The organism is Rhodanobacter ginsengiterrae (genome assembly GCF_050026815.1).
Taxonomy (GTDB): Bacteria; Pseudomonadota; Gammaproteobacteria; order Xanthomonadales; family Rhodanobacteraceae; genus Rhodanobacter; species Rhodanobacter ginsengiterrae.
The window spans coordinates 742,571-753,706 of record NZ_JALBWO010000057.1 but is presented as its reverse complement, the minus strand read 5'-3'; the positions used below and the strand labels follow the sequence as shown (position 1 = coordinate 753,706).

Sequence of the window (11,136 nt, the reverse complement as noted above, 5' to 3'; positions counted from 1 at the left end):
CCGAATGGGCGGAGCGCAAGGGCATCGCCCTGGACTTCATCGAGCCGGGTCGGCCCATGCAGAACGGCTTCATCGAACGCTTCAACGGCAGCTTCCGACGCGGCGTGCTGGACATGCATGTCTTCCGTAACCTCTCTGAAGTACGTGAGCAGGCCGAGCGATGGATCGCCGATTACAACAACGAGATCCCTCATGACAGCCTCGACGGCCTCACGCCCGCCGAGTTCCGAATTCAAAATGACCCGGCGACCTCTAATTTAGCTTGGCACTGATTTGCGGGGAGTCGACACCCGGAGTAAGAGAGGCCACCGTCCTCAAATATCGGGGTCAGGTTCAAATATCGGGGTCAGGTTCACTTTCGCACCAAATATCGGGGTCAGGTTCACTTTCGCACGGCGGGAAGTGAACCTGACCCCGATAGCTGGATAGCTGGACGTCAAAATCAAAGGCAACAACCAGAGCAACGGCACTGAAGTGCAGTCTGTCCGAGTAATCAGGCATATGTGGCAAAACAAGACTCGGCCCTCGGGGGTTCCGATAGCCGGCGATGGGAGGCATCGCCAAACTCATTTGCCGCCGGGGAAATATTCGGTGTGGGTTTCGGCTGTTCGCCCAAAGTAAAGGACGCGCTTGCCGGGGAAGGATACAAAGTAGCCGGCGCAACCGGCGCTCGTGACCGTCTTGCAGAAGCCGCCATACGTGTAACCCGCAGCCAGCTGCTGGGCATCGCGAATGGCCTGTCGAATCGCGTCGATATCAAATCGCTCGGCGACGGCATCGCCGACATGTGCCGCCTTGAGCTGAATCAGGTCGCCGTCTGGCAGGTAATAGGTGATGCTTCCTTGGCGGAAGTCCACTAGATAGCCATCAAAGCCGTTCTCGATGAGCGTCTGCACGATCTGCGGGAAAGTCATGCTGCCTGACTCGGCGCCGTGCATGCATGACCGGGCAATGTCTTGAAGTTGCTGTTTCATGGGTGACCTCGCCGCCGTTGCGGCAATGGCGCCTTCCTTAGCCAATGGGCGGATCGCGCAGGTCATTGGCTGCGGCGATTCGTTGCATCAGCGCCTTGAGCACGGAGTACTCGCTGGCGCTAAGGTGCGAAAAGAACTCCTCGTCGTTGGCGTCGGCAAGTGCCGCGAGTGCAGGCACCAGTTCTCTGCCCGTGCGAGTAAGCGCCAACGTATGCGCTCGGCCATCCTGTTCATGGGCGGTACGTGAAATGAGTTTCTTGTTCAGCAGGCGGTCTGACAGCTTGCTGATGGCGCCGCGCGTCATCCCCAGCGTCTCCGCCAGCTCGCTGGGAAGTACCTCCTCATGCGAGAAGAGCGCACGCAGCATCACCCATTCGGCAACGGTTACGCCTTGACTCTCAACCTTGCGGGCAAAGGCCTGTGACACATGGTTGGACACCAGTCGCAGCCAATAGCCGAGGTGAGTGGTGAGATCAGATGTCTGCTTTTTCTTGGACATGGCCGGCATTTAGTTTCCTAGTAAACTATATCTGCATGAGAGCCATGTCAAGAGTCCTTTGGACTCTACGTACCCGTGCTCAGGCCATCGCATTTACACGCGCCGGTCGCCGCTGTGGTCGGCACCTGTTCGCGCGCGAGAAGTCCAATTGTTCTTGCGGCCAGAACAGCCCAGCTAGAAATCCAGGGTTACCGCCTCGTAAGAGGAAACGAACAGTTGCTCCAAGCGAACGAGGTCCATGAAGGAGCCATCGCTGAACCGATTTCCTCCCTCGCCGTCGCGTTTGGTGAAAGCACCCGCGTCGCCAGGGTTAGAGGACGCGTCCTCCAGCGAGCGCGGAGTTAGGGGTCAGGTCTAGCTTCGTAGCATCTTGGGCAGCGGAAGAGGGCAATTAAGTGCTACAAAGCTAGACCTGACCCTGAGCTACTGCTCTACGGTCATGCCTTTGAAAACAGCCTGACCCGCAAGGACAAGCGCATCGAAGTGTTGCTGTTGCTCCACACGATGGCAGCCTTCGCCAGTTTGCTGATCGGCATGGCCTGCGAAACCGCAGGGCAGGGATAGATCAATGGCTGGCACCGTTTCGATCCAAGCGACGGCTGTACTCGATCATGCGACTGGGCCGTGAGGCAATGCTGCGACTATGGTCAAACGCCAGGCTCGAAGAACTCGTGGAGTAGATACGAAAGCCATCTCCGGCACTGCTCGATCAGATGGCTGTGGCAGCATGAAAACGTGGGGAAACCTCAGCCTTCGTCCCCTCTATACGCATGGTGCACTTGCAATGCTGGGTTCCTCTGAGTTCGCGCTTCATATCACTTGGCTTGTGGACTTGGCGAGCGGACAATGATGCTCACTCAAAAGGCATACGCCTTCAGTGTCCGACATTTCTTTGAAGGCGGGCAGCCACGGTACCGTTCAGTTCGAGCCTCAGCCGTTGCTGGGACAGGAGGAGTGCTTGATGGCTTCTGATATTGCACCAGATCAGGAAAAGGCCTATCCGTCGCTTATAACCGCCTTGTGCGAGCGCGATGCGTATACCAGAGGCCATTGTGATCGGGTCTGCATGCTCGCTCTGGAAATGGGGCACGCAGTCGCGTTGAGCGCCGCCTCGCTGGAGGCTTTGCGCATTGCCAGTCAATTGCATGACGTGGGCAAGATCGGGGTGCGCGATGATGTTCTTCTGAAACACGGCAGGCTGACGCCGGCAGAATGGGAGGAAATGAAAGCCCATTCAGTGCTGGGGGAACGGATAATCAGGGACACGTTCCTATCCAATGGACTGGAGGTGGCGTCCATCGTCCGGCATCATCATGAAGCGTTTGATGGGACAGGATATCCGGACGGACTGGCACGCGACGAAATTCCACAGAGTTGCCGCATGCTCTTGATCATCGATGCCTATGACGCCATGACTACCGGCAGGCCATATCACAAAGCCAGATCACACGGCGAGGCGATGGATATCCTGAAGAATGAAACAGGCCAAAAGCTGGATCCGGAAATCTTTTTGCTGTTTTCCGAAGTTATCGAGCGAAGTTCAGCGCGTGCGGCCTAGTGTGCGGGGACTGGATTTGCGCATCCGTCACGCAGGCACTTTTGCATCAAAGATCGGGGTCAGGTTCACTTCCTCCAGACAGTAAGCGAACCTGCTCCCGAGAGTCACTGGTGCACTCGCTTCCGCTCGGCATTCCAAGTGCCGCTCCTGTTGATGGGGGTCAAAGGGACGGAGGTAGCTAGTTTGGATTATTTACCTCCGTCCCCTCTGTCAGCTCTCCTGCGCCAGCGTCCGCGCCACCAGCTCGCGCAACACGGTCTCCAGCGTCACTGTACCCTTGCGCTGTTCGGTGGCGCCCCCTTCGAAGGTGATCCAGCCTTCGTTGAAGCCATCCAGCATCTGCATGCGCGGCAGCGGGTGCTGCATGCCCTGGGCACGGAACAAGGTTTCCCATTGGTCGCGCGGCACCGCCTTGGCGCGGACGGGTCGGGCCAGGTGTCGGGTGAAGGCTGCAGCGATATCGTCAGGGGAAACCAGCGCCGGACCTTCCAGTTCGACCACGCGACGGCCTTGCCAGTGTTGCTGCAAAAGCTCGGCGGCCACCGCACCGATATCGGCGGTCGCCACCATCGGCACCGCGCGGTCGGTCGGCTGCAGGAAGCTCGGCATCTCGCCGACGTCGCGCGCCGGCCGCACGTCCCATTGGCTGTTTTCCATGAACCAGCACGCTCGCAGGAAGGCGATCGGCAAGCCGAGCGTGCTCAGCGCCTGTTCCATCAGTCCCAGCTGGTTGAGCAGGTTCGGTTGCGTCGCCTGCGCGCCGATGGTCGACAGGCAGACCACTCGCTGCGGCTGGGCGGCTTCCAGTGCTTCGCGCACGGCCTCGATCACCCGGCGTGCTTCGGGAAACCCGGGCGTGGGGTCGAACGTCGGCGGCAACAGCACGAATACCGCCTCGGCTCCGTCAAACGCCCGGCGCAGCGCGGCGGCGTCGTCCATGTGCGCAAGCGCCACTTCGCAGCCCCGGTCTGCCCAGCGCTGGCCCTTGCTGGCATCGCGTACGACGGCGCGCACCGGCAGGCCAGCCACGCGCAGTGCCTGCCCGACAACGCCACCCACCTGACCGGTGATTCCCGTAATCGTGTACATGATGATTCTCCTCGCATGATCGCGGCGGTCGCCGCACGAGGAACATTGTCGAGAGCGGCCATGCATTACGCGATAACATGAAAGTCATTTGATAAATGACATGAAGGCATGAATCATGGGCTTCGACGAACGCATGTTGAACGGCATGAGCGTACTCAGTGCCATCGTGGACGGCGGCAGCTTCGCCGCCGCGGCCGAGGCGCTGGACATGTCGCCGCCCGGTGTCAGTCGCGCGATCGCGCGGCTGGAGGCGCGACTGGGCGTGCGACTGTTCGACCGCACCACGCGCTCGGTCTCGCTTACCGATGACGGTCGCCGCCTGCACGAGCGCATCGTGCCACTGCTGGCCGGACTGGAGGAGGCCGCAGGCGATGTGGCCGAAGGCGCCACCGCCGTGCGCGGTCGTCTGCGCGTCAGCGTCGACCCCTACTTCTCGCGATTGATGCTCGGTCCGCAACTGGGCGCGTTCCTTGCGGCGCATCCGCAGCTGCAACTGGAACTGATTACACGCGACCGCCTCGGCGATCTCGTGGCCGACGGATTCCACATGGCTGTGCGCTTCCACGAACCGGTCGCCTCGTCGCTGGTAGCGCGTCGTCTGCTGGAGACGCGCATCCTCACCGTCGCCTCACCCGTCTACCTGCGCAAACACGGCACGCCGGCCACGCCGAAGGAGCTGGAGAACAGCAAGCACGTGTGCATCCATTACCGCGACCCGCTGACCGGTCGTCCGTTCGACTGGGAATTCCACCGCGGCCGCCGCATCACCACCGTGGCCACTCACGGCCAGCTTACCGTCAATGATGTCGGCACCCAGCACAGCGTCTGCCTCGCCGGCCACGGCATCGCTCAGGTCATGGCGCTTGGCGTGGAGCCGCTGCTGCGCAGCGGCAAGCTGGTGCAGATCCTGGAAGACTGGTCCGACGAGCGTTTTCCGCTCTATGCGCTTTACCACTCACGACATCATCTGCCGGCGAAGTGCCGGGCCTTTCTGGATTTTGTGGTGGGCCTGGTGAAATGAATTCCAAATATTGCAATGTCCACTTCGGGTTGTGTCGTCGTGAACACGCAACGGCTGGCGGCAGGTCTGGCTGGCGTATCGCCTGATGAGGCCTGACAATTTGATCAAGCCGAAGCGGCTTCGCGGCATGTCCGATTCCGCTGCCAAGCCACACACAGGTACGGCATGAACGACCGAAAATCACGTTAAGGCAAAGACCGAAGCGTTGATCTCGGCCGGAAGGATGCAGCCCGCCGGGCTTCGCGAAATCGACCGTGCCAGGCAGGATGGGCGCTGGGAAGCCGCCTGTTCCTCTGCAAGCACATCGACGGTGCCTGACGATTTGCAGCAATCTCTCGACAAAAATCCGAAGGCCAGGCAGTTCTTTGCGACCCTCGACAGCCAGAATCGGTACGCCATTCTTTTCCGGATCCAGCATGTGAAACGCGCTGAAACGCGCGCAAGGAAGATTTCCCAATTCATCGACATGCTGAGTCGCGGCGAAAAAATTCATCCGTAGCGCAGGCGGGCCCAACAAGGCCCGCCCGCCAGCAGGTCATCGTTGAAGTTGTCGTCACCGATCACGCCGTTGACCAGTTGCGTGGCGGTGCCGGCGTAGTGCGGGGCGGGCGCAGTGAGGTACGTAACCGGCTTGCCCGACGTCTTGTTGTCGACCGATCAAAAGGGGACCGAAGGCGGGCATCCGGGCGAGATGAGTGCCGGGCTGCAAGATGGCGATGCTCAGCCTTTGATGCAAGCGGCCGGCTCTTCGGGCCGTCCCGGCGGAATGGCCTCTTTCAGGAATTCAAGGAAGGTCGAGACGCGCGAACCCAGCAAACGGCGCGAAGGATGGCGAGTCGGTGCGACATCCTCTGCGATCGGATATCTACACGATGCCCTTTGCCCGATGGTCGAACATGCGCCATTGACCGTCGACACCCTCGATGGTGATCCGTGCATCGCTACCCTGTTGCTGCACCTTCAGAGCCGCGTTGATTGCGTATCGAAGCGCATCGAGGCGGCTTGTGAATTCTGAATGACCATCGTTGCTCGACCCCACGCACCATTCGCCATGATGCAACGGTGCATAGGGGATATCGAAGATGATCATAATTGTTCATGCGCGACCGAATCGGCGGGAGTCTGCCTCCATCACGGTGATCGCACCGTAAAAGTTGGCGATGGATCGTAGCCAACTTTTGGAGGGCCACCTTGGCTGGCTGGAGATCACTGTGGGCGGATTCCACTACGAAGTGCACCACGGGTGAAGGAGGCTGCGCCGCTCTACCACGCGGGGCGTTGCACTTCAGAATTGAACTCGCCATGGATCATCACGGCAACGGCACTGATCATCAATTAGCGTGATGCGTTAATGAACGGGTGCCCTTGCCAGCCTAGTGGAAAGCCAAGAAAGCCATCGAATCGTCGTGACGCTGGTGCAAAGAGCCAGAGATGGCGCTGTTGTGCAGCAATTGGCCGAGTTCATCGTCTCGGCCTGGCAGACGATTGAAGCTTCCCTTTCGCCCATTATCGGACAGCGCAGCGTCGCTACGCTCTACAAGCGCAGTTTCTATCTCGCCAGCCGGCAGCATCCGTGGTTGATGGATGTGCATGAAGGCATGCACGCAACCATGAATCTTGCTGCATTGAAAGCTGCCCTTCTTGAGCAAAGTGGCGCCGAGATCGCTGCCGGGGCGGGGTCGGCACTGCAGATGTTTTACGAGGTGCTTGCCAACTTGATTGGGGCATCGCTCACCGAACGACTACTGCGACCCGTATGGGCGGATCTGTTACCCGCTCCTGCGCAGGACAACTCAAGATGAACAAGAGCGTGACCATCAATCGCCTGGCCACCGGCGTGCCCGGTCTGGACGACATGCTCGGAGGAGGCCTCCCGGAATTCTCGTTCAACCTGATCGCGGGGCCACCGGGTTGCGGCAAGACTACCCTTGCGCACCAGATGATGTTCGCTCTGGCCACGCCGCAACGTCCGGCAATCTATTTCACGGTGCTCGGCGAGCCGCCGTTGAAGATGTTGCGCTACCAGCAGCAATTCGAGTTTTTCGACGACAAGTCGATCAATCGGGTGGTTCGCTTCATCAGCCTTACCGACGACATGATGGCAGGAGGCCTCAAGCAGGTGCTGCGCCGGATCCTGCACGAAGTCGAGAGCGAAAGCCCGGCGCTGGTGTTCGTGGACTCCTTCCGGTCGGTGATGCTGGCGAGCGCAGCCGAGGGCAAGGCTTACCTCAATCTCCAGCATTTCGTGCAGCAGCTTGGCATGCTGATGACAAGCTGGCAGGCCACGACATTCCTCATCGGAGAATACTTCAACGAGGCTGATGCCAACCCGGTGTTTACCGTTGCGGACGGTTTGATCTGGTTGAGTCAGAGCGTGCAACGCAACTCCATGGTGCGCAAGCTGGAGATCAAGAAAATGCGTGGCCAGCCCACCTTGCCCGGATTGCACACCTTTCGTATCGACGCTGCCGGCTTGCGTGTGTTCGCACCCGCCAGAGTCTTGATTGCGACGCCTTCCGTCTCAGCCGCAACAGACTCCAGTGAAAGGCTTCGGATGGGCGTGCATCGTCTGGACGACATGCTGGGTGGCGGCTTGCCACGCGGTTACTCCATGCTCGTGGCTGGCCCGTCAGGGTCGGGCAAGAGCATTCTTGCGGCAGCTTTTCTTGCGGAGGGCGCACGCTGTGGAGAAACCGGCGTCATCGCGGCTTTCGAGCAGGTTCCCAACCGTTCTCATACCCCGATCCTCGCTGAGTTGATCCACAGGGGGCGCGTCGGCCTGGTGAACAACCGGGCACCTGACTTGTCGATCGACGAGATCATGCTTCTGCTGGTATCGGAGATCCGTCGTCTCAAGGCGACTCGCGTGGTGATCGATTCTTTGTCAGGTTTTGAGCTCGCTTTGGCTCCGACCTTTCGTCCGGACTTTCGCGAAAACCTGTCGCGCATGATCGCCGCTCTCGCGGCGGAGGGCGTCACGGTGCTGATGACCTCCGAGTTGGAGGATCGCTACACGGATCTGCGCTTCAGCCCGTACGGCACGGCGTTCATGACAGACGCCATCATCGTGCAGCGTTACATCGAGGTCGACAGTCGGCTACTGCGCATGATGGCAGTGGTCAAGGTGCGGGGGAGCGCTCACTCGGACGAGTTGCGTCTGTTCAGTATCAACGACGACGGCATCCAGATCAGCGACATGCTCACTGATCAAGAGGGATTGCTGGGGGGCAGGCCTACGAAGAAAGGTGCTGGAGATCCAGCACCCCTCGCTGCCGAGCATCCTCATGCTTGATCCCGCCAGGTCAGGCTTTCTTCCATGAGCAGCGGTCCGATCGATGATGCCGAAGCCGTAGCGCTCGCGGCACGCGAACTTGCGCACCTGCAATTGCAGGCCGAGCAGGTACGAACGGTATTGAGCGGCTTGCAACAGAATCTGATTGAAGTAGAGAGCAGCCTGGATAGTAGCCAAGCGGCGCAGCTCCTTGAAGCCAACGAACATTTGATGCAGGCGGCTCTTCTTGCTCAAAGTCATGCCGATAACGTCAAACAGGCACTGGAGCAAGTATCACGTGCCGCCGAACTCGATGCGTTGACCAAACTCCCGAATCGCCCTCTGCTATTCGATCGCCTGGCCCAGGCCATCGCCATGGCGAAGCGTACGGGCCGTCGGGTGGCGATTCTCTTCATCGATCTGGACAAGTTCAAGCAGATCAACGATACGCTCGGCCATACAATCGGCGATGAAGTACTTCAACTGGCGGCACACTGTCTTTGTTCTTCCGTTCGTGACGCAGATACGGTAAGCCGCCATGGGGGTGATGAATTTCTGATTCTGCTCCCTGAGTTGTCCGAAGCATCCGATGCGGCCCTCATCGCCGACAAGGTCATTACGGCCCTCGCCATGCCCAGCCGACTTGGTCATCACGTGCTGCGCCTGGCGGCGAGTATCGGCATCAGTATCTACCCCGATGACGGAGTGGACGCCGATACGCTGGTCCACCACGCGGACATCGCGATGTATCGAGCGAAAATGCGCAGCACGGGCAGCGTTGAATTTTATGGCAGTCAAGCTGCGGATGAGCCCCTTTCCGGGCCGACAGCGCTGACATCGCTGAAGCAACCCTTGGTTCGTTACGAGGAAGCCTTGCTTGAGCACGAGCGTCGACAGGCGCATCTGTGCGAGGCAAACGAGCAGCTGCTCATGGCGGTGCTGAATGCACAGGATCTGCAAGCAGCGGCAGAGCAAGCGCAACGCAAGCAAACAGAGTTTCTGGCGTTGATAGCGCACGAGCTGCGCACGCCGCTTACGCCTATTCGCATAGCAACAAGCCTGATGGTGGAAGTTGGAGCGGAGGAGTTGCCCAGAATGCAGGCGATCATCGAGCGCCAAGTGACGCACATCACGCGACTCGTGACCGATTTGCTCGATATATCCCGCATCAATACCGGAAAACTGCGGATCGAGTGTCGAAGGATTGACATCGTCGCCATTCTCGATGCAGCCATCGAGGGATGTCGGCCAGCGATGGATTTGCGTTTGCAGCATTTCCGATTGCAGCTACCCACCGTTGCCGTTGAGGTGCAAGGCGACCCCGTTCGGCTCACGCAAGTCATGTGCAATCTGCTCACCAATGCATCGAAGTACACGCAGGAGGGAGGGCAGATCAGGCTACGGCTTGTGACGACTGACACCACCGCCGTGATGACTTTGACCGATAACGGCATCGGCATCAGTGCCACCGCAATGCCCGGGATATTCAACCCTTTTGTGCAGGATGCGCATGCCATCGGGTTCAACGGGACGGGTCTGGGTATCGGGCTGACCGTGGCTCGCGAACTGGTTGAAGCGCATGGCGGGACGATCGAGGCCACAAGCGACGGGAAGGGATGTGGCAGTCAATTCGTGGTGACGTTACCTTTGGCCTCAGCCTCCTTGCCATCTTGAGATACAAGGGCTGCTGCCGCGACGCCGTGGAGTCGGCCTATCGTCAATGCCCGCTTTTGGCCGAAGGTGGACGTCTCGGTGAGATGCGTGCCGGGGTACGAGATGACGATACTCAGCCTCTGATGTAAGCGGCCAGCTCTTCGGGCTGTCCCAGCGGAAAGGCCTCTTTCAGGAATTCCAGGAAGGCCGAGACGCGCGAACTCAGCAGGCGGCGCGAGGGATAGAGCGTCCAGATCTCGATCGGCGGGCCCTTGCCATCGCCCCAGCTCACAAGCGCCCCTGCGTGCAGGTCGCTGGCCACCAGTGAGAGCGGAAGCATGGCTGCACCGATCCCGGTGCGCACGGCATCGCGAATCATGATGAGTGAAGCCAGTCGCAGGATCGGGTCAATGGATACACGGACATCGCCCTCTTCGGTACGCAGGTCCCAGCCTGACTGATTGCCGGATACGCGCACCACCGCCGGCGCCGGTGCTTCGGCCACCGGCCTTGGCAAATCAGGACGGGCTACCGCCACCAGGCGATCGCGAAGCAGGATGCGCCCGACCAGATTTTCGTTGGGATCGGGATTGACCCGGATCACCAGGTCATACCCTTCTTCGACCATGTCCACACCCCGGTCTTCGGTCGTGATTTCCAGGCGCACTTCCGGATAGCGCAGCGCGAACTCGGCCGACAGTTTGCCCAGGGCGGTCTGGGAGAACAGCAACGGCGCGCTGACACGCAGCCTGCCGCGGGGCGTGGTGCCGCCCGAAGCGATCGCGGTAGCCGCTTCGGCCACCTCGGTGAGCAGGCTCTCGGTGCGCTCGAACAAGGCTCGGCCCTCCTGGGTCAACTTCAGGGCGTGGGAGCCGCGCTCGAACAGACGCACCCCCAGGCTGGCCTCCAGGTCCGCTACCCGCCGTGACAACGTGGCCTTGGGCCGGTCAGCCGCCCTGGCCGCCCGGCCAAAGCCGCCATGGCGAGCCACCAGGTTGAAGTCAGCCAAAGCCAGCAAGTCCATGTGTTCCACCAGCGAGACGGATGGTCCAAGTATATGGGCTATCGGCT

The 11,136-nt window shown here is 60.1% G+C and carries 12 protein-coding genes; 7 read left to right on the top strand and 5 right to left on the bottom strand.

The window, feature by feature from the left end:
• On the top strand, positions 1-272 hold a 272-nt coding region (locus tag ACQGNJ_RS18235; RefSeq protein ID WP_426690663.1), incomplete at its 5' end, for an integrase core domain-containing protein.
• Between the two features lie 294 nt (positions 273-566).
• On the opposite strand, the gene ACQGNJ_RS18230 is transcribed toward ACQGNJ_RS18235, so the two are convergent.
• Together ACQGNJ_RS18230 and ACQGNJ_RS18225 are read right to left on the bottom strand one after the other, a co-directional pair.
• Complete coding sequence (locus tag ACQGNJ_RS18230; protein ID WP_426690662.1) at positions 567-974, bottom strand: DUF1398 family protein; 408 nt, start codon at positions 972-974, stop codon at positions 567-569.
• Positions 975-1,011: 37 nt separating this feature from the next.
• Entirely contained in the window at positions 1,012-1,473 is a 462-nt protein-coding gene (locus tag ACQGNJ_RS18225; RefSeq protein ID WP_426690661.1) for a MarR family winged helix-turn-helix transcriptional regulator, read from the bottom strand.
• Between the two features lie 961 nt (positions 1,474-2,434).
• Between ACQGNJ_RS18225 and ACQGNJ_RS18220 the strand changes: the two genes are divergently transcribed.
• Complete coding sequence (locus ACQGNJ_RS18220) at positions 2,435-3,031, top strand: HD-GYP domain-containing protein (protein ID WP_426690660.1); 597 nt, start codon at positions 2,435-2,437, stop codon at positions 3,029-3,031.
• A 210-nt stretch (positions 3,032-3,241) separates the two neighbouring features.
• On the opposite strand, the gene ACQGNJ_RS18215 is transcribed toward ACQGNJ_RS18220, so the two are convergent.
• Positions 3,242-4,120, bottom strand: coding sequence for an NmrA family NAD(P)-binding protein (locus tag ACQGNJ_RS18215; protein WP_426690659.1), 879 nt, complete (start codon positions 4,118-4,120; stop codon positions 3,242-3,244).
• Between the two features lie 115 nt (positions 4,121-4,235).
• Here ACQGNJ_RS18215 and ACQGNJ_RS18210 point away from each other — a divergent pair, with 115 nt between their 5' ends.
• Positions 4,236-5,141 (top strand): LysR family transcriptional regulator, encoded by a 906-nt coding sequence (locus ACQGNJ_RS18210; RefSeq protein WP_426690658.1) that lies wholly within the window; start codon positions 4,236-4,238, stop codon positions 5,139-5,141.
• 205 nt (positions 5,142-5,346) lie between these two features.
• Positions 5,347-5,640 (top strand): YdeI/OmpD-associated family protein, encoded by a 294-nt coding sequence (locus ACQGNJ_RS18205; protein ID WP_426690657.1) that lies wholly within the window; start codon positions 5,347-5,349, stop codon positions 5,638-5,640.
• 366 nt (positions 5,641-6,006) lie between these two features.
• Here ACQGNJ_RS18205 and ACQGNJ_RS18200 read toward each other — a convergent pair whose 3' ends face one another.
• Positions 6,007-6,231 carry a hypothetical protein gene (locus ACQGNJ_RS18200; protein ID WP_426690656.1) on the bottom strand — a complete coding sequence of 75 codons (225 nt, stop codon included), beginning with the start codon at positions 6,229-6,231 and terminating at the stop codon, positions 6,007-6,009.
• Positions 6,232-6,547: 316 nt separating this feature from the next.
• Here ACQGNJ_RS18200 and ACQGNJ_RS18195 point away from each other — a divergent pair, with 316 nt between their 5' ends.
• From ACQGNJ_RS18195 to ACQGNJ_RS18185, 3 genes are read left to right on the top strand one after another with little or no spacing between them, the layout of a single operon-like run.
• Positions 6,548-6,943: a hypothetical protein gene (locus tag ACQGNJ_RS18195; protein ID WP_426690655.1), complete on the top strand. Its 396-nt coding sequence runs from the start codon at positions 6,548-6,550 to the stop codon at positions 6,941-6,943.
• A complete protein-coding gene (locus ACQGNJ_RS18190; protein WP_426690654.1) occupies positions 6,940-8,433 on the top strand; it encodes an ATPase domain-containing protein in 1,494 nt (497 codons plus the stop codon). The genes ACQGNJ_RS18195 and ACQGNJ_RS18190 overlap by 4 nt, the downstream gene beginning before the upstream one ends.
• A 24-nt stretch (positions 8,434-8,457) precedes the next feature.
• Entirely contained in the window at positions 8,458-10,086 is a 1,629-nt protein-coding gene (locus tag ACQGNJ_RS18185; protein WP_426690653.1) for a diguanylate cyclase domain-containing protein, read from the top strand.
• 112 nt (positions 10,087-10,198) lie between these two features.
• Here ACQGNJ_RS18185 and ACQGNJ_RS18180 read toward each other — a convergent pair whose 3' ends face one another.
• The gene (locus tag ACQGNJ_RS18180; RefSeq protein ID WP_426690652.1) at positions 10,199-11,089 is read right to left on the bottom strand and encodes a LysR family transcriptional regulator; all 891 of its coding nucleotides are present in this window, start codon (positions 11,087-11,089) and stop codon (positions 10,199-10,201) included.
• Between the last annotated feature and the right edge of the window lie 47 nt (positions 11,090-11,136).

Bases quoted from the DNA above. Each gene is read 5' to 3' on its own strand.
- ACQGNJ_RS18225 (WP_426690661.1), bottom strand. From the start codon at position 1,473: ATGTCCAAGAAAAAGCAGACATCTGATCTCACCACTCACCTCGGCTAT.
- ACQGNJ_RS18190 (WP_426690654.1), top strand. From the start codon at position 6,940: ATGAACAAGAGCGTGACCATCAATCGCCTGGCCACCGGCGTGCCCGGT.
- ACQGNJ_RS18230 (WP_426690662.1), bottom strand. From the start codon at position 974: ATGAAACAGCAACTTCAAGACATTGCCCGGTCATGCATGCACGGCGCC.
- ACQGNJ_RS18200 (WP_426690656.1), bottom strand. From the start codon at position 6,231: ATGATCATCTTCGATATCCCCTATGCACCGTTGCATCATGGCGAATGG.
- ACQGNJ_RS18180 (WP_426690652.1), bottom strand. From the start codon at position 11,089: ATGGACTTGCTGGCTTTGGCTGACTTCAACCTGGTGGCTCGCCATGGC.
- ACQGNJ_RS18215 (WP_426690659.1), bottom strand. From the start codon at position 4,120: ATGTACACGATTACGGGAATCACCGGTCAGGTGGGTGGCGTTGTCGGG.
- ACQGNJ_RS18220 (WP_426690660.1), top strand. From the start codon at position 2,435: ATGGCTTCTGATATTGCACCAGATCAGGAAAAGGCCTATCCGTCGCTT.
- ACQGNJ_RS18185 (WP_426690653.1), top strand. From the start codon at position 8,458: ATGAGCAGCGGTCCGATCGATGATGCCGAAGCCGTAGCGCTCGCGGCA.
- ACQGNJ_RS18210 (WP_426690658.1), top strand. From the start codon at position 4,236: ATGGGCTTCGACGAACGCATGTTGAACGGCATGAGCGTACTCAGTGCC.